At 42.9% G+C, this 24424-nt stretch carries 24 protein-coding genes and 1 pseudogene; all 25 read left to right on the top strand.

The window, feature by feature from the left end; all coding sequences use genetic code 11:
- The first annotated feature begins 90 nt into the window (after positions 1-90).
- The 25 genes and pseudogenes from rplS to BN1067_RS15115 all read left to right on the top strand — a co-directional run bounded on the left by rplS (position 91) and on the right by BN1067_RS15115 (position 24407).
- The gene (gene rplS / locus BN1067_RS15240; RefSeq protein WP_053219688.1) at positions 91-435 is read left to right on the top strand and encodes a 50S ribosomal protein L19; all 345 of its coding nucleotides are present in this window, start codon (positions 91-93) and stop codon (positions 433-435) included.
- A 199-nt stretch (positions 436-634) separates the two neighbouring features.
- Positions 635-1192, top strand: coding sequence for a signal peptidase I (lepB, locus tag BN1067_RS15235; RefSeq protein WP_053219687.1), 558 nt, complete (start codon positions 635-637; stop codon positions 1190-1192).
- 81 nt (positions 1193-1273) lie between these two features.
- Positions 1274-2122: a ribosome biogenesis GTPase YlqF gene (gene ylqF, locus BN1067_RS15230; protein ID WP_053219686.1), complete on the top strand. Its 849-nt coding sequence runs from the start codon at positions 1274-1276 to the stop codon at positions 2120-2122.
- 114 nt (positions 2123-2236) lie between these two features.
- Positions 2237-3010, top strand: a complete 774-nt coding sequence (locus BN1067_RS15225) for a ribonuclease HII (RefSeq protein ID WP_324777918.1) — start codon at positions 2237-2239, stop codon at positions 3008-3010.
- A 14-nt stretch (positions 3011-3024) separates the two neighbouring features.
- A complete protein-coding gene (locus BN1067_RS15220; protein WP_053219685.1) occupies positions 3025-4863 on the top strand; it encodes a hypothetical protein in 1839 nt (612 codons plus the stop codon).
- Complete coding sequence (locus tag BN1067_RS15215; RefSeq protein ID WP_053219684.1) at positions 4860-5129, top strand: EscU/YscU/HrcU family type III secretion system export apparatus switch protein; 270 nt, start codon at positions 4860-4862, stop codon at positions 5127-5129. The genes BN1067_RS15220 and BN1067_RS15215 overlap by 4 nt, the downstream gene beginning before the upstream one ends.
- Before the next feature lie 107 nt (positions 5130-5236).
- Entirely contained in the window at positions 5237-6397 is a 1161-nt protein-coding gene (gene sucC / locus BN1067_RS15210) for an ADP-forming succinate--CoA ligase subunit beta (RefSeq protein WP_053219683.1), read from the top strand.
- A 91-nt stretch (positions 6398-6488) separates the two neighbouring features.
- The gene (gene sucD / locus BN1067_RS15205) at positions 6489-7391 is read left to right on the top strand and encodes a succinate--CoA ligase subunit alpha (RefSeq protein ID WP_053219682.1); all 903 of its coding nucleotides are present in this window, start codon (positions 6489-6491) and stop codon (positions 7389-7391) included.
- Positions 7392-7450: 59 nt separating this feature from the next.
- Positions 7451-8320 carry a DNA-processing protein DprA gene (gene dprA / locus BN1067_RS15200; RefSeq protein ID WP_053219681.1) on the top strand — a complete coding sequence of 290 codons (870 nt, stop codon included), beginning with the start codon at positions 7451-7453 and terminating at the stop codon, positions 8318-8320.
- A gap of 229 nt (positions 8321-8549) precedes the next feature.
- Positions 8550-10277 (top strand): annotated as a pseudogene (gene topA / locus BN1067_RS15195) (type I DNA topoisomerase); the annotation flags it as partial.
- Positions 10264-11952 (top strand): type I DNA topoisomerase, encoded by a 1689-nt coding sequence (topA, locus tag BN1067_RS15190; RefSeq protein WP_110943515.1) that lies wholly within the window; start codon positions 10264-10266, stop codon positions 11950-11952. The pseudogene topA (BN1067_RS15195) and the gene topA (BN1067_RS15190), both read left to right, overlap by 14 nt.
- Before the next feature lie 684 nt (positions 11953-12636).
- A complete protein-coding gene (locus BN1067_RS15180) occupies positions 12637-13005 on the top strand; it encodes a hypothetical protein (RefSeq protein ID WP_053219679.1) in 369 nt (122 codons plus the stop codon).
- Positions 13006-13256: 251 nt separating this feature from the next.
- The gene (gene xerC, locus BN1067_RS15175; protein WP_053219678.1) at positions 13257-14174 is read left to right on the top strand and encodes a tyrosine recombinase XerC; all 918 of its coding nucleotides are present in this window, start codon (positions 13257-13259) and stop codon (positions 14172-14174) included.
- Between the two features lie 16 nt (positions 14175-14190).
- Positions 14191-14739 carry an ATP-dependent protease subunit HslV gene (hslV, locus tag BN1067_RS15170; protein WP_053219677.1) on the top strand — a complete coding sequence of 183 codons (549 nt, stop codon included), beginning with the start codon at positions 14191-14193 and terminating at the stop codon, positions 14737-14739.
- 19 nt (positions 14740-14758) lie between these two features.
- Positions 14759-16153, top strand: coding sequence for an HslU--HslV peptidase ATPase subunit (gene hslU / locus BN1067_RS15165; RefSeq protein ID WP_053219676.1), 1395 nt, complete (start codon positions 14759-14761; stop codon positions 16151-16153).
- A 21-nt stretch (positions 16154-16174) separates the two neighbouring features.
- Positions 16175-16954, top strand: a complete 780-nt coding sequence (gene codY / locus BN1067_RS15160; RefSeq protein WP_053219675.1) for a GTP-sensing pleiotropic transcriptional regulator CodY — start codon at positions 16175-16177, stop codon at positions 16952-16954.
- 445 nt (positions 16955-17399) lie between these two features.
- On the top strand, positions 17400-17798 hold the full coding sequence (flgB, locus tag BN1067_RS15155; RefSeq protein ID WP_053219674.1) for a flagellar basal body rod protein FlgB: 399 nt from the start codon (positions 17400-17402) through the stop codon (positions 17796-17798).
- Positions 17799-17801: 3 nt separating this feature from the next.
- Positions 17802-18257: a flagellar basal body rod protein FlgC gene (gene flgC, locus BN1067_RS15150; RefSeq protein WP_053219673.1), complete on the top strand. Its 456-nt coding sequence runs from the start codon at positions 17802-17804 to the stop codon at positions 18255-18257.
- 28 nt (positions 18258-18285) lie between these two features.
- A complete protein-coding gene (gene fliE, locus BN1067_RS15145; RefSeq protein ID WP_053219672.1) occupies positions 18286-18600 on the top strand; it encodes a flagellar hook-basal body complex protein FliE in 315 nt (104 codons plus the stop codon).
- An 85-nt stretch (positions 18601-18685) separates the two neighbouring features.
- Complete coding sequence (gene fliF / locus BN1067_RS15140) at positions 18686-20293, top strand: flagellar basal-body MS-ring/collar protein FliF (protein ID WP_053219671.1); 1608 nt, start codon at positions 18686-18688, stop codon at positions 20291-20293.
- Positions 20294-20305: 12 nt separating this feature from the next.
- Positions 20306-21316, top strand: a complete 1011-nt coding sequence (gene fliG, locus BN1067_RS15135) for a flagellar motor switch protein FliG (protein WP_053219670.1) — start codon at positions 20306-20308, stop codon at positions 21314-21316.
- A complete protein-coding gene (fliH, locus tag BN1067_RS15130) occupies positions 21309-22064 on the top strand; it encodes a flagellar assembly protein FliH (protein ID WP_053219669.1) in 756 nt (251 codons plus the stop codon). The genes fliG and fliH overlap by 8 nt, the downstream gene beginning before the upstream one ends.
- Positions 22054-23370, top strand: a complete 1317-nt coding sequence (gene fliI, locus BN1067_RS15125; RefSeq protein WP_053219668.1) for a flagellar protein export ATPase FliI — start codon at positions 22054-22056, stop codon at positions 23368-23370. Before fliH ends, fliI begins: the two co-directional genes overlap by 11 nt.
- Positions 23371-23372: 2 nt before the next feature.
- Positions 23373-23819, top strand: a complete 447-nt coding sequence (gene fliJ, locus BN1067_RS15120; protein ID WP_053219667.1) for a flagellar export protein FliJ — start codon at positions 23373-23375, stop codon at positions 23817-23819.
- Positions 23820-23822: 3 nt separating this feature from the next.
- Positions 23823-24407 (top strand): MotE family protein, encoded by a 585-nt coding sequence (locus BN1067_RS15115; protein ID WP_053219666.1) that lies wholly within the window; start codon positions 23823-23825, stop codon positions 24405-24407.
- Positions 24408-24424: the final 17 nt, after the last annotated feature.

The following is a 24424-nucleotide window of genomic DNA, read 5'->3' as shown; positions in this document are numbered from 1 at the left end:
GTGCTTAAGCGAAAGTTTAAGCTGGATAAACAATGTTCCGCTGTCTTTATTCTTAAGTTATGAACATTGGTTTGGAAGGAGTGTAACAGGATGCAAAACATTTTAGAAGAAGTGACAAAAGAACAACTTCGTACTGATCATCCTGATTTTCGCCCTGGTGATACGGTAAAGGTCCACGTTAAAGTCGTGGAAGGAAACCGTGAACGTATCCAGGTATTCGAAGGCGTTGTTATCAAGCGTCAAAACGGCGGAATCAGCGAAACTTTCACTGTTCGTAAGATTTCTTACGGCGTTGGCGTTGAGCGTACTTTCCCAGTACATTCACCGCGCATTGATAAGATCGAAGTGAGCCGCCGCGGTAAAGTACGTCGTGCGAAACTTTACTATCTACGTAACTTGCGTGGTAAAGCTGCACGTATTAAAGAGATTCGCTAATTTGAATGCAGGAAAGGAGCTTGAAAAGTCAAGCTCCTTTTTTCTACTTAAAATAGGTAATTTGGCCGGGTGGCTAAAAAACAACTGACATGGAAAAATAGGAATCCAGGTGGTGATGGTTACTGCCTGTTGATTGGTATATGCTTTATGCCTAAAAGAAAGATTTCCGGGTATAAAGCTGTTATATGGAGGGAAGATAATGGCCAAAAAAAAGAACGAATGGCTTGACTGGGTCAAAGCACTCTTGATTGCAGGAGTGCTGGCACTCATCGTCAGGATGTTTTTATTCGCTCCCATTGTAGTGGACGGACCGTCCATGCTGCCGACACTGCATAATGGAGACCATATGATTGTCAACAAATTCAATTACCTTGTAGGAGAACCGGAAAGGTTTGATATCGTGGTGTTTCATGCAACCGCCCAAAAGGATTATATTAAGCGGGTGATTGGATTGCCTGGAGATCATGTGGAGGTTAAAGATGACACCCTTTATATAAATGGAGAAGCAGTGGAAGAGCCTTATTTAGAGTCTGCAAAGCAAATGACAGAAGAAAATCAGCATTACACCGTCGATTTCCGTCTGGAAGAACTACCAGGCGGCTATGAAGAAATACCGGAAAATCAATTACTGGTGCTTGGGGATAACCGTGGCAATTCAACGGACAGTCGGTTATTGGGATTGATCTCCTATGATCAAATTGTTGGAGAAGTTCAATTGTTGTATTGGCCATTTGACCGTTTCAGTCTTTACAACTAATGGTTGTTCCACAGAAAGTATGGGAGCTCCTTACGCATTTGTTTTACCCTGTAAGAGATGGAAGAGAATAGGTGGGATACTATGACCATTCAATGGTTTCCAGGCCATATGGCAAAGGCCAAACGTGAAGTTCAGGAAAAATTAAAATTAGTTGATTTCGTCATCGAATTAGTCGATGCCCGAGTGCCGGATTCCTCTCAAAATCCCATGTTGCAAGAAGTACTGCAAAACAAGCCGCGTATGAGAGTATTAATGAAAAAGGATTTGGCTGATCCGGCAGTTACGAGTAAATGGATAGATCAATTTGAATCAGAGGAAGTTAAATCTGTTGCAGTGGATGTCCAAAACAAACAGGATGTTCAGTTGGTGATCAATGCCGCTAAGGAAATGGGCAGGGAGAAACAGGACAAGCTTCAGAAGAAGGGGATCAGGCCGCGCCCATCCAGAGCTATGATATTAGGCATTCCAAATGTTGGAAAGTCAACCTTAATCAACCGGCTGGTAAACCGGAAAATAGCCAAGACTGGCGACCGTCCTGGCGTGACAACCAGTCAGCAGTGGATAAAAGTGAAAAAGGATTTTGAATTGCTTGATACACCTGGTATTTTGTGGCCAAAATTCGAAGATGAATTGGTTGGTTATCGGCTGGCAGCAATCGGTACGATAAAAGATCAACTGCTTCCGAAAGAAGATGTTGCCGCTTTTATTATTGATTATTTAAAGACAAGTTATCCGACTTTACTTCAGGAGCGATATTCTCTGGAAAATGAACCGGATATGGGGATCATCTTTGAGAAAATCGGCAGTTCGAGAGGCTGCCTGGAAAGCGGAGGACGGGTTAATTTCGAGAAAACAGCAGAGGTGATCATTCGTGATTTACGTTCTGGGCGTTTGGGCAGATTGACATTAGAGCAGCCTGATCCTGTATAAAGAAAGATATTTGGACGTCATCCATTACCAAAAAGGCATCCGCTATTCCGGATGTCTTTTCGTGCTTCAACACAAGAAAATTCAGTCGATATAATACATATGGGGGAATAAGAAGTGACTTCTTTTATGAAAATTTCGGAAATAAAAGAACGATTAGATCGTGATCAAGTTTCCGATTCGTTTCTGGAACAGTTACATATGGACGATCGAAAAGGCGTACATAAGCTGGTGGCAGCGTATCAAAAGCGGAAACAAAAAGAATCCGCACAGCAGGAGCTTTTTGTGAAAATGAGCAAATTTGAAAAAAAACATTACCAGCTAGGAAATATAGTAGCCGGAATAGATGAAGCGGGCAGGGGGCCGTTGGCAGGTCCTGTGGTGGCTGCTGCCGTCATTTTAGGTGATTCGTTTTACCTGCCTGGACTGAATGACTCCAAACAATTAAGCAGCCAGACGCGTGAGGAGTATTTCCGTTATATCACTCAGCATGCCACCTCCTATGGGATCGGAATTGCAGATAGCCAGGAAATAGACAAGCTCAATATTTATCAGGCTTCCAAGCAAGCGATGCGCAAGGCCGTAAATGATCTGGCTTTCCAACCGGATCACCTGTTGGTCGATGCCGTCCCGCTGGATGGAATGAATTGTACGGTGGAAGCAATTGTAAAGGGTGACCAAAAGAGTGTTTCCATAGCCGCTGCGAGCATTATAGCCAAAGTTACCAGAGATCGGATGATGCTAGAGTTGGATAAGAGCTACCCGATGTATCAATTTAAAGCGAATAAAGGATATGGAACGAAAACGCATTTAGATGCATTGAAAACATACGGTGCCGCACCTTGCCACAGGAAAAGCTTTTCACCTATCCGCGAACAAATTATGGAGTGAAAGGGGGTTAGATCATGTCTTCGATGAGTCGGACCGCAGCCAATCTATTTCATGCGTTACAGAAGCCAGCAAATGTACAAGCTGCTGTAAAGATGAAACCGGGTCAAATTCTGGCGGGTAAAGTGATGAAGCTTTATCCAGATCAAAAAGCTTCCATTCAGTTTGGCGGAAGGAATATCGTAGCCCAGCTTGAAGCCCCTTTGACAGCTAACGGAAAGTATTGGTTCCAGGTAGCTACCGTGGGAGAGGTAATCCGTTTGAAAGTTTTATCAAGCAGAACAACGGCAGAACAATCGAGTCAAGGCATTGCCGCTTTGTTAGACGAATTAGGGATAAAGAATACAAAGGATAGAACCGCTTTGCTCAACCAGTTAGTAACGAAAAAAATACCATTCCAAAAAGAAACCCTTTTACAAGCATTTCAACTGATGGAAGAGCAAATGGATAAACAAGCAGCCAGATCGACCATTGTCGAAATGATCTCCCGCAAGCTTCCCATGACGGTCTCGGTTTTACAAGCGTTGCAAGCAAAAAAAGCTGAGGGATTTGGAAATTTATTAGCCGATGTGCAAAATAAGCTTACGGGGTTGCAGCTCCCTTCCGAAATGCGTGAAGCACTGTCAATCCGGTTGAATGGATTTACCTATCAAAAAAACACTCCGCTTTTCCAGCTCTTGCAAATGTTTATCGATGACGAAGCAGGAAAAGGGAATTCTGACATATATCAATTATTGAAAAAAGCAGGAATTGTTACAGACTCCGGTTCATTTACCGATTTGCAAAAATCCTTGAAACAGGCGCAAACACCACTTGGCCAGTCAGAAGTACTCCCGTCTTTGCAAAAAGCAAGCCCGGAAGTGGTAAAGGAACTTCAACAGCTGCAGCGGATGCAACTACCGTTGTCGGCTAAATTTATGGAACAACTGAGTTCTCTGACTGAGTTGTCGGAAAGAAAGATAAATGGAGATTTGCTCCCTTCCGGACAGCAAAGAATGGAGGTTCTGAGGACCCAGCTGTCTAGAAGTGATTTTTTTTCTATGCTTTCCACACAGTTGCCAAAACGTTATGTCAATGCATTACAGGAACTTACCCTTGGCACGCCCTCACCACAAGATATTGATGCCGTCAAACAAGTTATCGACCGGCAGCTGCCATCTGGTTCCGTGAATTTATTGGCTCATCTGCTTTCTGATTCATCCGAAGGACAGGGGCTACTACTTTCTGATCCAAAACAGTACTTCTTGAGAAAGGTAGAACAGGTACTACTGTTTTCCGGTTTAAATCACGAGAACAATCTTTCGAAAGATCAACTCGCAGCATTGCCGATCAAAGAACAAACCTTGAAGTCAATTGTTCTGCAGGCCATCTCTGAGAGTGGAAATGGCGGAAATGAGAAACTTAACTCCTTGCTGCATTACTTAAATGGAGTCCAACTAACCCACCACCAGGAAACAGTCAATACCGTTCAGTTTCATTTGATGCTGCCTGGCGACCACATAGGGGTGAAGAACGATATACAAATAGACTTTGAAGGGAATAAGGATGAGGAAGGAAAAATAAATCCGGATTTTTGCCATGTGGTCTTTTATTTGGACTTGGAAAAGATGAAAGAAACCGTAATCGATATGCAAATCCAAAAACGGATGGTCAGCATCACTGTATTTAACGAACACCAAAAGTTGGAAAGTCTTTTTCCTTTATTTAAACCAGCACTTCAGCAAGGACTGGAGCAACTGGACTATCATCTAACATCGGTGCGCTGGAAGCCTTATGGTAAGTTCGAGAACGGAAGCCCCGTCCTTTCTGGGCAAAATGAATGCAATCAGAATAAAGGAGTGGACTACCGGATATGAATGATTATCCATCCAGACGTAAGGCAGCTGCGTTGAGATACGAGGGGGACAAAGCTGCCGCGCCTAAAGTAACAGCTGCCGGGAAAGGGTATGTAGCTGACAATATCATCGCCAAAGCAGAAGCATCCAATGTCCCGATTCAGGAAGATTCTTCCTTGGTAGAACTGCTGGCAGAATTGGATATTAATGAAACGATTCCTGAAGAATTATATCAGGCGGTTGCAGAAGTTTTTGCTTTCGTATACAGGGCAGACAAGAAACTATGAAGTTGAAACAACAGCAATCTATCGATAAGTAATGGTAATGTGTAGACAATTTGTGACGTTTTTTTATACAATGGGTTTGCAGTGAAATTTTGATGGGAGGATGGAAGATGAACATTCACGAGTACCAAGGCAAAGAAATATTGCGAAAATACGGCGTGGCAGTGCCAAATGGCCGTGTTGCTTATACGGTAGACGAAGCAGTGGAAGCCGCAAAAGCACTTGGCAGCAATGTATCCGTGGTGAAGGCCCAAATCCACGCAGGCGGCAGAGGAAAAGCGGGCGGTGTAAAAGTTGCAAAAAATTTGGACGAAGTCCGTACATATGCCGATGAGATTCTCGGTAAGACTTTGGTTACACATCAGACAGGTCCCGAAGGCAAAGAAGTTAAGCGTTTACTAATTGAAGAAGGTTGCGATATTAAAAAAGAATACTATGTCGGTCTTGTGCTGGACCGTGCCACTTCTCGCGTTACGATGATGGCTTCTGAAGAGGGCGGTACCGAAATCGAGGAAGTAGCAGCCAAAACACCGGAAAAAATCTTTAAAGAGGTCATTGATCCAGTGGTTGGTTTAACACCTTTCCAAGCAAGACGATTGGCTTTCAACATAAATATTCCGAAAGAATATTTATCAAAAGCTGTTAAATTCATGCTTGGTCTTTACAAGGTTTTTGAAGAAAAAGATTGCTCAATTGCCGAAATCAATCCGCTTGTAACAACGGGAGAAGGAGATGTCCTGGCGCTCGATGCTAAATTGAACTTCGATGATAACGCTATCTTTCGTCAAAAGGATATAGCAGAGTATCGCGATTTGGACGAAGAAGATGAAAAGGAAATTGAAGCATCGAAACACGATCTCAGCTATATTGCTCTTGATGGAAATATAGGCTGTATGGTTAATGGCGCAGGCCTTGCTATGGCGACGATGGATATTATCAAGCATTATGGCGGCGATCCGGCAAACTTCCTGGATGTAGGCGGCGGTGCAACAGCTGAAAAAGTAACAGAAGCTTTCAAAATCATTCTCTCTGATTCGAACGTAAAAGGCATTCTGGTCAATATTTTCGGCGGTATTATGAAATGTGATGTTATCGCAGAAGGTGTTGTGGAAGCAACCAAACAAGTAGGATTGGAAATTCCACTGGTTGTCCGGTTGGAAGGAACGAATGTTGACTTAGGAAAGCAAATCCTGGCTGACTCCGGCCTGAACATTACGGCCGCTGAATCGATGGCTGATGGCGCGGAGAAAATCGTTTCCCTAGTTAAATAGATTTCAAGATGACAGTGCTTGAAACAAACAAGTATGTTGTCCTGTTAAAAGCTTGGAATTAGTTAGTACAAATCAGAAAGGACGGACGAAGATGAGTGTATTTGTGAACAAAGATACCAAAGTAATCGTACAAGGTATTACTGGCTCTACAGCACTTTTTCATACAAAACAAATGCTTGAATACGGCACCAACATAGTCGGCGGGGTAACCCCGAAAAAAGGTGGTACCGAAGTCGAAGGAGTACCGGTATTCGACACGGTACAGGATGCAGTTAGTAAGACAGGTGCCAATGCATCGGTGATTTATGTACCAGCCCCATTTGCCGCAGACGCAATTATGGAAGCGGTTGATGCAGAATTGGATCTTGCAATTTGTATTACTGAACATATCCCGGTAATGGATATGGTTAAGGTCAAACGTTATATGGAAGGAAAGAAAACGAGATTGGTAGGTCCAAACTGCCCTGGAGTAATCACACCAGAAGAATGCAAAATTGGAATTATGCCTGGTTATATCCATAAAAAAGGCCATATCGGTGTCGTTTCCCGTTCTGGCACATTAACGTATGAGGCTGTTCACCAGTTATCTGAACAGGGATTCGGACAATCGACAGCGGTTGGTATTGGCGGTGACCCTGTAAACGGTACTGACTTTATCGATGTCCTGAAAGCTTTTAATGAAGACCCAGAAACAGAAGCAGTCATGATGATCGGTGAAATCGGCGGAACTGCCGAGGAAGAAGCTGCTGAATGGGTAAAGGCTAACATGACGAAGCCGGTTGTAGGCTTTATCGGCGGTGCAACAGCTCCTCCAGGAAAAAGAATGGGACACGCTGGTGCCATTATCTCCGGTGGTAAGGGAACAGCGGATGAAAAGATCAAAGTGATGAATGACTGTGGTATCCAGGTAGCCGAAACACCTGCGGTCATGGGAGAAACATTGATTGGTGTTTTAAAAGAAAAAGGATTGCACGATAAGTGTAAAACCCATTAACAAATTAGCTGGCTTGAGCATCTCGCTTAAGCCGGCTTTTTAAAAAAAGAGGTGTCATTGTGAAAAAATTTCGGCTGAAATTGCTCCATCTCCATAGATGCCGGGGAGCTACAAGGTCATTGATCAAAAGAATGATAAGCGTCGATCCTGATCTGGCTGGTTTGTATGATTATACATTAAGTGATTTTCGCGAATACTTTTCCCTCTCCGATAAACGTGCCGTTGTACTCTTTCAAGACCTTCATTCCCCTCGAATATTGGCTGCTTTACTAGACGACCTGCGAACGTTTCAAGCCCTTACAATATTTGATCAAACGTTTCCTCCTTTACTTCGAAACATTAAAGATTGTCCTATCGTATTATATGTATGCGGCAATGCCGACCTGCTTTCTCATACCCCCTCTATAAGTGTTGTCGGGACCAGGAATCCGACGAATACTGCCTATGCTAAAATGAACACGATTATGACCCCTTTGATAAAAGATGGCTGGTTAATCGTCAGCGGGATGGCAATGGGAATAGATGGCATAGCCCATCGCCTTGCTATGGATTCCGGGGGTGAAACCATTGCCGTGCTTGGGGGCGGCTTTCGGCACATTTATCCGAAGCAACATAATTATATGTTTCAAGAATTAGCTGAAACGCAGCTCGTCGTATCGGAATATCCACCAGGTTTCCCTCCACAGCGGTACTATTTTCCTGAAAGAAATCGGATTATAAGTGGTTTGACCTTCGGCACACTTGTGGTAGAAGCTAAGGAAAGAAGTGGTAGTTTGATTACTGTAGAGCAGGCACTGGACCAGGGGAAGGAAGTATTTGCCATTCCTGGTTCACCGTTACAACCTGAGGCTGCTGGCTGTAATAAAATGATACAAGATGGGGCTAAATTAGTACAAAATACCTATGATATATTAGAAGAATGGAAGTAAAAAAGTAGCAAATGAAGTCGATTTATGTCAGAATAACAAGAAATCGCTTTCTGTTTTTGGAATGAAAACCGATTGTATGTTTGACAAATCATAAAAAAGTATTTAATAATAGGGAAGATTTATCAAAGAAAATCATAAACACTTCTTGACAACCCAGTAAAAAACAAGTTAAAGAGACTAAATGATCAACGGAAACATAGAGACAGAATACCTCTTGGGAGGAACAAACATGGCAGATTATCTTGTAATTGTAGAATCTCCCGCAAAAGCCAAAACGATTGAACGTTACTTGGGGAAAAAATATCAAGTGAAGGCTTCAATGGGTCATGTGCGGGATTTACCAAAAAGTCAAACGGGAATTGATGTAGAAAATTCATTTGAACCAAAATATATAACGATTCGTGGAAAAGGGCCGGTATTAAAGGAATTGAAAAGTGCTGCAAAAAAAGCGAAGAAAGTCTACCTTGCAGCTGACCCCGATAGAGAAGGGGAAGCAATTGCCTGGCATCTTGCCCATAGTCTCGATATAGACGAAAATTCCGATTGCCGGGTTGTATTTAATGAGATTACCGAAGATGCAATCAAGGAGTCCTTCAAGCATCCCCGCTCCATTGACATGGATTTAGTCGATGCCCAACAGGCTCGTCGGATTTTGGACAGATTGGTTGGATACAACATTAGCCCGCTTCTTTGGAAAAAAGTGAAAAAGGGGCTTAGTGCCGGACGTGTCCAATCTGTAGCTGTAAAAATGATTATTGAACGGGAAAGAGAAATAGAAAATTTCAAACCGGAAGAATATTGGTCGATAGAGGCAGACTTTTTAAAGGATAAAGACACTTTTGAAGGTGCTTTCTATGGCATTAACGGAAAAAAACGGGAGCTTGCGAACAAAGAAGAAGTAGATGAAGTGCTTGGTTCCCTAAAAGGAAAAGAATTTACCATTGATAAAGTCAATAAAAGGGAACGCAAACGGAATCCTTCTCAGCCGTTTACAACATCTTCCCTTCAACAGGAAGCGGCTAGGAAGTTGAATTTTCGTGCAAGAAAGACGATGATGGTCGCCCAACAATTATATGAAGGGATTGACTTGGGCAAGAAACAGGGCATCACCGGCTTGATTACTTATATGAGAACGGATTCTACCCGGATTTCTGAATCAGCAAAAAAAGAGTCTGCATCCTATATTGAAGAGAACTTCGGAAAAGAGTATCTCGGAACCTATAAAAAAGGAAAAAATGCTGAAGGAGCACAGGATGCCCATGAGGCAATCCGTCCGACTTCCATTTATCGCGATCCTAAGTCCTTGAAGAGTATTCTTTCCCGTGATCAATACCGACTCTATAAATTGATATGGGACCGCTTTGCAGCCAGCCAAATGGCTCCGGCTGTGATGGATACGATGACTGTTCATCTGGTTAATCAGGGAGTCGAGTTCCGTGCTTCCGGATCCAAAGTGAAATTTAAAGGTTTCATGAAGGTATATATAGAAGGACGGGATGATAACAAGAAAGAAGAGGATAAGCTACTTCCTGATCTAGAGGAAGGGATGGTAATCAAGGCGGAAGAAATCCGCCCAAATCAGCATTTTACCCAGCCGCCGCCGAGATATACCGAAGCACGTCTAGTCAAGACGATGGAAGAACAGGGGCTTGGCCGGCCATCCACTTACGCACCGACATTGGATACGATTCAGCGCAGAGGTTATGTCACGTTGGATAATAAACGGTTTGTACCGACCGAACTCGGCGAAATTGTGACAGATTTACTCAGCGAATTTTTCCCGGAGATTATCGATGTAGACTTTACAGTCAAAATGGAAAACGATCTTGATTCCATTGAGGAAGGAAAAACCCAGTGGATTCAAATCATCGGTGGATTTTATGAAGGATTTGACAAGCGCCTGAAAAAAGCAGACGAAGAAATGGAAAAAATAGAAATTAAGGATGAACCAGCAGGAATNCCAACAGGCTCGTCGGATTTTGGACAGATTGGTTGGATACAACATTAGCCCGCTTCTTTGGAAAAAAGTGAAAAAGGGGCTTAGTGCCGGACGTGTCCAATCTGTAGCTGTAAAAATGATTATTGAACGGGAAAGAGAAATAGAAAATTTCAAACCGGAAGAATATTGGTCGATAGAGGCAGACTTTTTAAAGGATAAAGACACTTTTGAAGGTGCTTTCTATGGCATTAACGGAAAAAAACGGGAGCTTGCGAACAAAGAAGAAGTAGATGAAGTGCTTGGTTCCCTAAAAGGAAAAGAATTTACCATTGATAAAGTCAATAAAAGGGAACGCAAACGGAATCCTTCTCAGCCGTTTACAACATCTTCCCTTCAACAGGAAGCGGCTAGGAAGTTGAATTTTCGTGCAAGAAAGACGATGATGGTCGCCCAACAATTATATGAAGGGATTGACTTGGGCAAGAAACAGGGCATCACCGGCTTGATTACTTATATGAGAACGGATTCTACCCGGATTTCTGAATCAGCAAAAAAAGAGTCTGCATCCTATATTGAAGAGAACTTCGGAAAAGAGTATCTCGGAACCTATAAAAAAGGAAAAAATGCTGAAGGAGCACAGGATGCCCATGAGGCAATCCGTCCGACTTCCATTTATCGCGATCCTAAGTCCTTGAAGAGTATTCTTTCCCGTGATCAATACCGACTCTATAAATTGATATGGGACCGCTTTGCAGCCAGCCAAATGGCTCCGGCTGTGATGGATACGATGACTGTTCATCTGGTTAATCAGGGAGTCGAGTTCCGTGCTTCCGGATCCAAAGTGAAATTTAAAGGTTTCATGAAGGTATATATAGAAGGACGGGATGATAACAAGAAAGAAGAGGATAAGCTACTTCCTGATCTAGAGGAAGGGATGGTAATCAAGGCGGAAGAAATCCGCCCAAATCAGCATTTTACCCAGCCGCCGCCGAGATATACCGAAGCACGTCTAGTCAAGACGATGGAAGAACAGGGGCTTGGCCGGCCATCCACTTACGCACCGACATTGGATACGATTCAGCGCAGAGGTTATGTCACGTTGGATAATAAACGGTTTGTACCGACCGAACTCGGCGAAATTGTGACAGATTTACTCAGCGAATTTTTCCCGGAGATTATCGATGTAGACTTTACAGTCAAAATGGAAAACGATCTTGATTCCATTGAGGAAGGAAAAACCCAGTGGATTCAAATCATCGGTGGATTTTATGAAGGATTTGACAAGCGCCTGAAAAAAGCAGACGAAGAAATGGAAAAAATAGAAATTAAGGATGAACCAGCAGGAATTGACTGTGAAAACTGTGGTCACGAGATGGTTTATAAAATGGGTCGGTATGGAAAATTTCTAGCTTGCTCCAATTTCCCGGAATGCAGAAATACGAAGCCTATTCTGAAGGAAATCGGTGTTAAGTGCCCGAAATGTAAAGAAGGAAACGTAGTCGAACGAAAATCGAAAAAGCGGCGCACTTTTTACGGCTGTGATCGTTATCCGGAATGCGATTTTATTTCTTGGGATAAGCCGATTGCACGTCCATGTCCGAAATGCGATTCCTTACTGGTCGAAAAGAAATCGAAAAAAGGAACGCAAATCCAATGTACGAATTGTGACTATAAGGAAGAAACACAAAATTGAACAAAGAAAAAAGCATCAGGCTGCGGCTTGATGCTTTTTTTCATTTCCTCGAAAGAGTTGGCTCTATACTGAATGTGGAGCAAAGGAGAAAGAGAGGGATAGGAGTGCAATGTCATGTTATTCTAGAAGTTTTGGCTGTTGGAGGAAGTTTGTCTAGAAGATCAACAAGCGGTCAAAAAGGCTGAAATATTTAACCAGAAAAATATAGATTTTACTCAGTTTTTCATCCTCTAACTCGTTATCTTAAAGCGAATTTGCATAGCAGTGGAAATAAGCGAGACTCCTGCGGAAAAACGGACGAACGAGACCCCACAGCGGGTCTTGCGGGGAGGCTCGGGCGTTCGTCCGCGGAAAGGGAGTTTATTTACACTGCGGTCTTTGTTTAATCGCTATTTTTTCGGGTTGAGTCCTTGGGATAAAGAACTGGTACAGTGAAAGTCACCCCACCACATTTGACTGAGAACCAAAGCTTTTAAAAAGGGTCTTGTATTTCCCTTTTTCAAGCTCGATCAGCTACTCCAAACTTATATTTCCGCTATACTGATTGAAAGGTACAAGCTCTTGTTCGATGTGTATCTCTTTCTTTCCCCCCTCTAGCACATAGTAGGGAAGGTTCCTAAGAAAGAGTTAAACGTTATTTTTCTTGCCGAACAGGGTATGAGAATGGTGAATAGGAGGGATAATATGTCTGAAAAGCGAAAATATTATGTGAAGGTAGATTCCGGAGAAGTGAAGACGGTACCAGCTTTCGATAACAGCGTTGAATATGAAATTGAAGGCGATTATGAGGATAAGTTAAGCTTGGAAAACCTGTTTCATGAACAGCATCTAGCGGGAAGCCGTTCAGCAGAATTACACTATGAGGCTCCCTTTCAAGAAGTAAAAGCAGATCAGGAACGAAAAAAGTATGACGATGAAATGCTGAATATCTATCAACGGATCTATGAACTTGGTACCCCAGAAACGAAAGAAAAAATTAAAGAAATCGGTATCTTGGATCTGGAGAGAGAACCGATAACGTATCAAACCAACAAACCGGAAGATTTAAGTTGACACCAGTACGTATAAAAGATATAATTACCGTTCTGTAAGAGAGTTTACCTTGACAGTACTTTCAGGCTGTTGCTGCGAAGGTTGTCGAATTTCCTCCAGTTAACAGCCGTCTCTTTTGTTTTCCACAGCGTAATAAGGAAACAATGCAGAACAGATAGCGCAATTCTGAATTTTGTTACAATTTAGTAAAATTTATTGCGTGGACGAGGGCACTTGTGTTACTATTTAAACGCCTTGAGCGAGGTGGGGAAATGATAAACTGGAATGACGCAAAGAAAGCCTTTACAGAATACTTGCAAATTGAGAAGAACGCTTCCGAATATACGATTGATTACTATCAAAGTGATATAGAAAATTTTTTCGGTTTTCTGAAACAGCAAGCCATCGATCAATTGGAATTAGTCGATCACCAGGTTGTGCGGACCTACTTGACAACCTTGTATGAAAAAAAGTTATCAAGGAGAAGCGTCTCCAGAAAAATTTCAAGCCTGCGTAGTTTTTACAAGTTTCTCGATCGGGAAACATATGTAGAAGTGAATCCTTTCACACAGGTAACTCTTCCAAAAACGGACCAGCCAGTGCCCGGTTTTTTGTATGCCGAAGAACTGGAACGTTTGTTTGAAGTCAGTGATCTAACAACGGAAACTGGTCAAAGAAACCAAGCTATTCTCGAGTTGATTTATGCTACAGGGATCCGTGTTAGTGAGTGTACTGGTTTGAAGCTGGAGGATATTGATTTTGACATTGGAACATTGCTGGTCAGAGGGAAAGGAAGAAAAGAAAGATACCTACCGTTTGGTCGTTTTGCAGAAGCCGCCATGCAAAACTACATAAATAATGGAAGAGAGAAATTGTTACAGAAAACGGCGAATCCTTCTTCTGCCGTTTTTTTAAACGCTCGGGGAAACCCTTTGACCGCACGCGGATTAAGGCTGATCTTGGAAAAGATGGTTAAAGACGCTGCGCTGACTGTTCATCTTCATCCTCACAAGTTGAGGCATACTTTTGCAACACATTTGCTGAATGAAGGAGCAGATTTGCGGGTGGTTCAAGAGCTCCTTGGCCATGAGCATCTATCTTCGACCCAAATTTATACACACGTAACCAAAGACCATCTACGGAAAATATACATGAACAGCCATCCAAGGGCAAAGCACAAAAATGATTAGTGGAGGAGGTACTTTTATGGAGCCACAACAATTCCATGCCACAACTATATTTGCGGTGCAGCATAATGGGCAGAGTGCAATGAGCGGTGACGGACAAGTGACATTAGGCAATGCGGTCGTCATGAAACATAAAGCTAAAAAGGTTCGCCGGCTATACAGAGGGAAAGTGTTGGCTGGATTTGCCGGATCGGTAGCAGATGCATTCACTTTGTTTGAAAAATTCGAAGGTAAATTGGAAGCATACAACGGGAATTTATCAAGGGCTGCTGTAGAGTTAGCGAAAGAATGGCGCAGCGACAAAGTTTTGCGCAAGCTCGAGGCTATGCTGATTGTTATGGACAAAGAAGAAATGCTGCTAGTATCCGGAACAGGCGAGGTAATTGAACCGGATGATGGTTTGCTTGCAATTGGATCCGGCGGAAATTACGCCTTGAGTGCGGGTCGGGCATTGACCCGTCATTCCAAAGATTTATCTGCAAAGGATATTGCGCTGGCAGCCATGGAAGTGGCCGGAGAAATATGTGTGTATACCAATAACCATATAACTCTCGAGGTGTTAGATTAAAAAAGGAGGGTTTGCTGAGATGGCGTTAAATAAGACACCAAGGCAAATTGTCGAACAACTCGATCAATACATAATTGGTCAAACCAACGCTAAAAAATCGGTTGCTATTGCACTGCGGAATCGCTATAGAAGGATGCAACTTGAAGATAAACTGCGCGATGAAATCGTACCAAAAAATATTTTGATGATCGGTCCGACAGGAGTGGGGAAAACAGAAGTTGCCAGACGTCTGGCAAAGCTTGTCGGAGCCCCGTTTGTAAAAGTGGAAGCAACCAAATTCACGGAGGTCGGTTATGTAGGGCGTGATGTGGAATCCATGGTACGGGACTTGGTTGAAATGGCTGTGCGGATGGTCAAACAGGAAAAGATGGCCGCAGTGATGGATAAAGCGGAAGAACAGGCAAACAAACGGCTTGTCAAAATACTGGTACCAGAAGAGAAAAAACAGAATAACTTTAAAAATCCGCTGGAAATGTTTTTCCCACAGCAAGGCGATGACCAGCAGGATCAGGAACAGAAGAGTGATCATCAGGAAATCGAAAGCAGGCGCAAACGCATCCGTCAACAACTTTCACTTGGGGAATTGGAGGACAGGATGGTCACGATAGAAGTGGATGAGCAGACCCCCTCCATGTTTGACATGCTTCAAGGTTCGGGAATGGAGCAAATGGGGATGAACATGCAGGACGCCTTTGGTCAATTTATGCCGAAAAAGAAGAAGAAACGGCGTCTTCCTGTATCAGAAGCAAGAAAGGTTTTGACACAGCAGGAAGCACAAAAACTTATCGACATGGATGAAGTCGCCCAGGATGCTGTTGAGAAAGTAGAGCAATCAGGGATGATTTTTATTGATGAAATTGATAAGGTAGCTGGAAAAAGCGAGCAATCGGCTAACGTGTCGAGAGAAGGGGTGCAGCGCGATATTCTGCCGATTGTGGAAGGATCGACTGTGGTCACGAAGCACGGTCCAGTACAGACTGATCACATTTTGTTCATTGCGGCAGGGGCTTTTCACATGGCGAAGCCGTCAGATCTGATACCGGAACTGCAAGGTCGTTTCCCGATCCGGGTGGAATTTGACAAATTGTCGATTGAGGATTTCCGCAATATCTTAACCGAGCCTTCTAACGCGTTGTTGAAACAGTATCAGGCTCTTCTGGGTACAGAAGGTATAAAAGTGGAATTTACGGACGATGCTGTGACTAGAATTGCCGAGGTCGCTTTTAATGTCAACCAGGAAACAGATAATATCGGGGCGCGTAGACTTCATACTATCCTGGAAAAACTTTTGGAAGACTTGTCTTTTGAAGCGCCGGATATCAATATGGGGAAGGTAGAAATAACTCCTCAATATGTGGATGAAAAATTAAGCAGTATCGCAAAAAATAAGGATTTAAGCCAGTATATATTGTAAATACATGATTGGAGGATAACAATGGATTTATTAAACCGCACTAGAAAGATTAATTCAATGTTACAAAAAACAACAGGGAAGTCAGTAAACTTCAATGACATGTCTGCTACGCTGAGAGACATTATCACGGCCAATATATTTGTAGTCAGCCGTAGAGGAAAGCTTTTGGGCTTTGCTATCAATCAGCAAATCGAAAATGAACGAATGAAATCAATGTTGGAAGAAAGGCAATTTCCTAAAGAATACACTGATAGTTTGTTTAACATTCAGGAAACTACTTCGAATATCGATATAGACAGCCCATATACCGCTTTTCCTGTGGAGAATAAAGAACTTTTCCAAAAGGGTCTTACGACAATCGTGCCAATCATTGGAGGCGGAGAGCGTCTAGGTACGTTGATCTTAAGCAGACTGACGCAAAGTTTCAATGAGGATGACCTTTTACTCGCTGAATATGGAGCAACGGTTGTAGGAATGGAAATCCTCCATGAAAAAACCGAGGAAATTGAAATGGAGGCCAGAAGTAAAGCTGTTGTCCAGATGGCGATCAGTTCGCTATCGTATAGTGAACTCGAAGCCATCGAACATATTTTTGATGAACTGGATGGAAATGAAGGTCTTCTAGTAGCAAGTAAAATTGCTGACCGAGTAGGGATCACCAGATCTGTAATCGTTAATGCACTAAGGAAACTGGAGAGTGCAGGTGTAATAGAATCCCGTTCCCTTGGCATGAAAGGAACATACATCAAAGTATTGAACAACAAATTCCTCGTTGAATTACAAAAAATCAAGTCCAATTAAGTTGGATGTAGCAGGTTGCCCTTCCTGCTGTTGTGCCGCTTTAATAGCGCACAACGGCAGGAAGGTTTTTTTGTGCCTAAATACCCAGGTCGAAAGAATGGGGTATTTGGAATAATTATGCCTAATTGGAGAATTATTTATTTTTTGGTCACCTAATATTTTCTTTTTGGCAGGAGTGTGTAATAATGAAAACAAAGGAAATAAGACATGGTTCGACATAGAAGGATAAATGTGGAATTGGATATTACAGGGTAGGAAAGGGGACTAAAGTAACAAAAGAGAAAGATTTTATACAGACCTAAAGTCAGATTATCGACAAATTCCATAGACATAGATTTAGAATTAAATTACAATATTCGATATTGAAAGTAGATTTATGACGGTTTATAAAGAAAAAGAAAAATTATTACGAGAAAAGTCAAATTGAATATAGGGGGAAGAGAAAGTGTCTTTCTTTGGAAATACCATTAGCAATTTGGAAAAATCATTGGATTATGCCTCACTTAAGAACCAAACCATTTCAAACAATATTGCTAACGCAGACACGCCGGATTATAAAGCGCAACAAGTTGTCTTTAAGGATGTACTGAAAGATGAAATGAACAGCACCTTTCAAACGAAACGCACAGATGATAGACATATTGACTTTCGATCCGACACTGCACAGCAACCCTTCCGCACCGTTTCCAATCCAAATACTACTTATAATCATAACGGAAACAACGTCGATATAGACAAGGAAATGACGGAGCTGGCTAAAAACCAAATCTATTATCAGGGATTGGTGGACCGAATAAACGGAAAATTCTCAAGCCTTCAGACAGTAATCAAGGGAGGAAGATAATAGATGAGCATTTTTAATGCGATCAATACAAGTGCCAGTGCGCTTACGGCTCAGAGACTAAGAATGGATACTGTTTCTTCAAATATCGCCAACGCTGATACAACGCGGGCGACGATGAATGAAAATGGTGAATACGAGCCATACCGTAGAAAACTCGTTTCATTGGAGGCCAAAACGCCAAGCTTTGATTCTTTTCTTCAAAAGGCTGCCGGTAAAACTTCAAGTCCAGGTCAGGGAGTCCGGGTAAGTGAAATATCGGAAGATGAAGAGCCGTTCAAGGTTGTTTATAATCCCAATCATCCAGATGCCAACCAGGATGGATACGTCCAACTTCCAAATGTCGACCCGCTTGAAGAAATGGTGGACTTGATGAGTGCAAGCAGATCGTATGAAGCGAATGTTACTTCTGTTAATGCAACAAAGAGCATGCTGTTAAAAGCACTTGAAATAGGAAAATAATGTGGGATAAGAAATGGAGGAATAACTTTTGGTTAACATTAGTAACATCGGAAACTATCAGTCGCCGACGGCCGTTTCTTTTCAGAATGGTAATGAAAAGCTTCAGACACCGGCGCAGGCTCAAGGAAATTTTGCTACAAGTTTGAAAAGCGCTATTGATACATTGAACAATTATCAGGTTGAATCAGACAAAAAGACGCAGGCATTGGCCAATGGAGAAATCGATGATTTACACGATGTCATGATTACAGCTCAGAAAGCTAGCGTTACGCTGGAAACGGCAGTTGAAATGCAACGAAAAGCGATAGATGCTTATAACGAAGTAATGCGGATGCAGGTCTAAATTACATAGGCAAATAGAGTATACCGTCCTTTTTCTTATTGGCGACTCCAGATAAGGAAAAGTACGTTTTTTTTGGGGGAAGAGAATGAAACAGAAAATGGACATGTATAAAGAAAAATGGACGAAATTCTGGAGTTCCAAATCTTCCAGGCAAAAAGGAGTCATGATTGGTTCTATCCTATTGGTTCTTTTTTTAATCATCGGTGGATCACTGCTTGCAAATAAAAGCACGATGGTTCCCCTCTATAATAATTTGTCTTTACAGGAAGTGGGACAAATTAAAACAGAACTGGAAGCCAAAGGAATACAGTATGAGCTTCAGGACGCAGGAAAAACGATTTTGGTTCCGGAAAAGGATGCAGACACCCTGCTGGTGGACCTTGCAGCGCAAGGATTACCAAACAGCGGGAATGTAGATTATTCGTTTTTCAGCAACAACACATCATGGGGAATGACAGATAATGAGTTTGACGTCATCCAGCTTGATGCGATGCAGTCAGAAATTGCTAATCTAATAAAAAGCATTGATGGTATTCAAGATGCCAATGTCATGATCAATAAACCGGAAGAGCCGGTATTCGTCAGTGAACAGCCAATGGAGGCTTCCGCTTCAATCGTGTTAAATACACAGCCGGGCTATCAACTAGAACCAGGTCAAATAAAATCTTTATACCACTTGGTTTCCAAAACAGTGCCGAATCTTCCTACTGATAATATCGTCATCATGAATCAAAATTTTGAGTATTTTGACTTCAACGATACAGCTACGGCTGGTAACGGAGATACGTACACATATCAGCAAAACATCAAACAGGACATTGAACGCGATATTCAGCGCAGGGTCCAGCAAATGATTGGCATGATGGTCGGAAACAACAAGGTAATCGCTTCGGTTACTGCGGATGTTGATTTCACCCAAGAAAACCGGGTCGAGGAATTGGTGACACCGGTAGATGAAGAAAATATGGAAGGTTTGCCTGTAAGCGTTGAAAGCATCAAAGAATCTTATACGGGCGGTGCTCCGGAAGGCGGAGTAGCCGGGACCGGAGAAGAGGAAGTGGTCAACTATCCAGCTGGTGAGGAAGGCCAGGATGGTGATTACGAAATGGTAAAGGAATCGGTTAACAATGAGTTTAACCGAATCAGGAAAGATATCGTCGAAAGTCCTTATAAAATAAGAGACATCGGAATCCAGGTAGCTGTTGATAACACTAAATCAGTCGATAACGAAACGGGTGAGGTTGAATATTTATCAGCTGCTGAAGAAGCAACAGTTGAAGACGGAATTTCCTCGATCCTTGATTCCATCATTACCACTTCTATTGACAAAGAGTATGGTGAGGTGAATCCGGAAGAAAAAGTATCCATTGTCCTTCAGGAGTTTAATGGCAGTCAAAGTTCTTCCGCTCAGCCGCAATCCGCCATACCTGTCTGGATGTATATACTTGGCGGAGCATTGATTGTTATCATTATAGCCTTGATTTGGATGCTTTGGAGAAGCAAAAATGCGGACGAAGAGGAAGAGTACGAATATACCGAAGAAACCTATACACCTCAACAGGTTTCCATTCCGGATATTGAGGAAAGTCCGGAGACAGAAGCAGGGGCACGAACAAAACAATTGGAGAAACTTGCTAAAGATAAACCGGAAGAATTTGCGAAACTACTTCGCAGCTGGATTGCAGAAGATTAGGGGGCAACCTTTATGGCAAGATATAAAGAATTAACCGGAAAACAAAAGGCCGCAATATTGCTGATTTCTCTTGGTCCAGATGTCTCCGCTCAAGTATATAAGCACCTTACAGAGGAAGAGATCGAAAAATTAACTTTGGAGATCTCCTCTGTAAAAAAGGTTGAAGCTGAACAGAAAGAGCAAATTCTCGACCAATTTCATCAAATTGCATTAGCTCAGGACTACATTTCCCAAGGGGGAATAAGTTATGCAAAAACGGTCTTGGAAAAGGCGCTTGGCCAATCGGAAGCAGATAATATCATCAGCCGGCTTACTTCTTCCCTGCAGGTCAAACCGTTTGATTTTGCTCGGAAAGCTGAACCTTCCCAGGTGTTGAATTTTATTCAGAATGAGCATCCACAGACCATAGCACTTGTTCTTTCCTATCTAGATCCGGAACAAGCAAGCCAAATACTATCCGAGCTGCCTCAGGAGATGCAAGCCGATATCGCTAAAAGGATTGCGTTGATGGATTCTACCTCTCCTGAAATTATAACGGAAGTAGAACAAATTTTGGAGCGGAAATTGTCTGCAACCGTTACGCAGGATTACACACAAACAGGCGGAATTCAGGCAGTGGTCGAAGTGTTAAACGGTGTTGACAGAAGTACAGAGCGCACCATTCTAGATGCTCTGGAAATACAAGATCCAGAACTTGCAGAGGAAATCAAGAAGCGGATGTTCGTATTCGAAGATATTGTAACGCTTGATAACCGTGCTATTCAGCGGGTCATCAGAGAAGTTGAAAACGATGATTTACGCTTGGCGTTGAAAGTGGCAAGCGAAGAAGTGAAAAACATCGTATTCAACAATATGTCCACGCGGATGGCCGATACCTTCAGAGAAGAAATGGAGTTCATGGGACCGGTAAGACTGCGGGATGTCGAAGAATCTCAATCCCGGATTGTTTCCGTTATTCGCCGGCTGGAAGAGCTTGGTGAGATCGTCATTGCCCGTGGCGGAGGAGATGATGTGATTGTCTGATAACTATTCTATTCATTCTTCCGGTGGCCGGAAAGTAATCGGAATAAAGCCGGTGACGATGCGGGAGAAACCTGATCTCCAAGAAGCTGGAGGAGAACTTGAGCAAACGGAATTAAAGTTAGAACAGGCACGATCGGCCCTGGAAAAAGCGAAAATGGAGGCAGAGCAACTGATCAGTTCGGCAGAGCGCCAGGTTGCAAAGAAGCAAAGCGACTGGGAAGCTCAGAAGAAGCTTTTATATGAAGAAGTGAAACAAGAGGCTTATCAGGCTGGTTACAATGCTGGTCGATCCGAGGCCAAAAAGGAATATGAGGAGCATGTGAATAAGGCTCGTCAAATGGTAGACCTTGCGCAGCAGGATTACCAGACTATCCTTGACCAAAGTGAAGTCGCCTTGTTGGAGTTGAGCATGAAAGCTGCTTCTAAAATAGTTCACCGAGAACTGGAAACGGAAGATGTTTTCCTTGACATTGTTAAACAGGTACTAAAAGAAGCTAAACAACAGGAAAAAATAGCTGTATATGCTCATCCGGAAGATTATGAACTGATGATCAGCCAGCAAGATGAACTACGCAATATCGTTGTCGGTGAAGTGCAGCTCCATTTTTACCCGGATGCAGAGTTATCCAGGGGAAGTTGTATTGTCGAGTCCACTTACGGCAGGATTGACGCGAGTGTCGATACCCGGCTGCTTGAACTGAGGCAGAAATTATTTGAAGCGTTAAGGGAGACCCCAGATGAAGATTGAGAAATACCTCGATGTGATCGAACGGTTTGATAGTTATAAGCGTTTTGGGAAAATCCATCGCGTCATTGGGTTGATGATTGAATCGCAGGGACCTGAAGCGAGTATAGGCGATGTCTGCCTTATCCATGCTAGTTCACAGCAAAATGATACCATTCCGGCAGAAGTGGTAGGTTTCCATAATGAGAAAGTTTTACTTATGCCTTACTCTCAACTGAAACATGTCGGCCCTGGTTGTTTGGTGGAAGCGACAGGACAGCCGTTATCAATAAAAGTCGGCAGAGGTTTGATCGGCAAAGTTGTTGATTCGTTGGGTAACCCCCTGGATAATTCGCAATTACCAAAGGGGCTGAAATCCTATCCTTCAGAACAGCCGCCGCCGAATCCTATGCTGCGTCCGCCAATCGATGAACCCATCCAGGTAGGAGTGAAGGCGATTGACACGATGCTCTCTGTAGGAAAAGGTCAACGAGTAGGGATTTTTGCAGGAAGCGGTGTTGGGAAAAGTACGCTCCTTGGGATGATTGCGAGAAACAGCGAGGCAGATATCAATGTGATTGCATTGATTGGAGAGCGTGGCAGAGAAGTCCGGGAATTTATCGAGAAAGATCTAGGAGAGGAAGGTTTGCGGAAGTCTGTAGTCGTCGTTGCTACTTCTGATCAGCCTGCTTTGATGCGGATCAAGGGAGCTTATACAGCAACTGCCATCAGTGAATACTTTCGTGACTTAGGCTATAACGTCAACTTGATGATGGACTCGGTAACAAGGGTCGCCATGGCGCAGCGTGAGGTCGGACTTGCAACAGGAGAACCGCCAACAACAAAGGGGTATACACCATCTGTATTCGCAATATTGCCTAAATTGCTGGAAAGAGCGGGAACAAGTGAATCAGGTTCTATTACCGCTTTCTATACCGTACTGGTAGATGGAGATGACATGAATGAGCCGATAGCGGATACGGTAAGAGGTATATTGGATGGGCACTTTATCCTTGATCGCAAACTTGCCGAACAAGGAAGATTCCCGGCGGTGAATGTTCTTAAATCAGTGAGCAGGGTCATGCCGCAAATCATTTCCCCTGAACACCAGCAAGTGGCTGGAAAAATAAGGTCATTGCTTGCAACCTATGAGGAAAACCACGAACTAATACAGATAGGTGCATATAAACGTGGAACGAACAGGGATATTGATGAAGCGATTCAGTTTCAACCAAAGCTGATCGACTTCTTGAAGCAGGGGACAGACGAGAAGTTTTCCAGTGATGAAGGCTTGCTTCAAGCCGTTAATTTAATATCGGGTGGTAAATGATAATGGCAAATGCAAAAACATTGGAAAAATTATTGGATTTAAGAGATCGAGAGAAGCAAACAGCGCAAAAAGACTACCAATTGTCAGTAGAACGATTTGAAGATGTTGCTTCGCAAATGTATTTTCTACTGAAAAAAAAAGAAGATGCCGAAGCGGCTTATCGGCAGGAAGTGAGCGCATCTGTATCGATAAGTGTTTTATCGTCGCATTCCGACTATATCGCAAAATTGAAGGCAAAAATAGAAAGCCTTCAAACAGCTGTCGGTAACGCTCGAAAGGAAATGGAAGCTAAACAGGATACGCTTTCTGCTGCTTACATTGAAACAAAAAAATTTGAGCGGATGATAGAACGAAACAAAGAAAAACAACACGCAGTTTTAAAAGCTGAAGAATCGAAGCAGATGGATGAGATATCCACTGTCCAGTTTAACAAGAGCAGGGATTGGTGAGTTATGGCAAGCAAATCCGAGCATGAAAAAAAGAAACCAGGCATTCTTCAATGGTTACTGTTTATTTTAATTCCTTTGATTTTGGCTGGGACCATCGCAATCATCATCATGATTGCCGCTGGAATCGATGTTTCAGGGTTCGCCAAAAAGTATGGAAGTCAGATACCGGGGGTCTCCTCACTCGTATCAGAGGAAACAGAATACGGAGAAGCCGAGCAACAGCGTTTAACTGCGGCAATAGATAGCAGAGATGAACAAATTGACCAATTGGAATCGGAGCTGGAAGCCAGAGAGGCAGATATAGAAGATTTAAATGAGCAAATTAATACGCTCCATCAACAACTGGAAACGCAACAAGAGGCTGCTGAAGAAGAGCCGGCTTCGAATGTAATAAAAGACATATCGACTTCTTTTCAAAATATGGAGACAGACAGGGCAGCTGAGATACTGGCCAATCTTGAGGATGATACTGCGTTAGCCGTGATGGGGATCATGTCCAAAAAGACGTTAGGCGAGATCTTAGGAGAAATGGATGCGGAAGAAGCTGCCAGGCTGACTAATGCCTATGCATCCGAGGAAACTCAGTAACCTTGAAAGGAGGTGAA

Source organism: Virgibacillus senegalensis (genome assembly GCF_000821245.2).
Taxonomy (GTDB): Bacteria; Bacillota; Bacilli; order Bacillales; family Amphibacillaceae; genus Sediminibacillus; species Sediminibacillus senegalensis.
The sequence above is the reverse complement of the archived record's forward strand: the minus strand, read 5'-3'. Positions and strand labels throughout refer to the sequence as shown.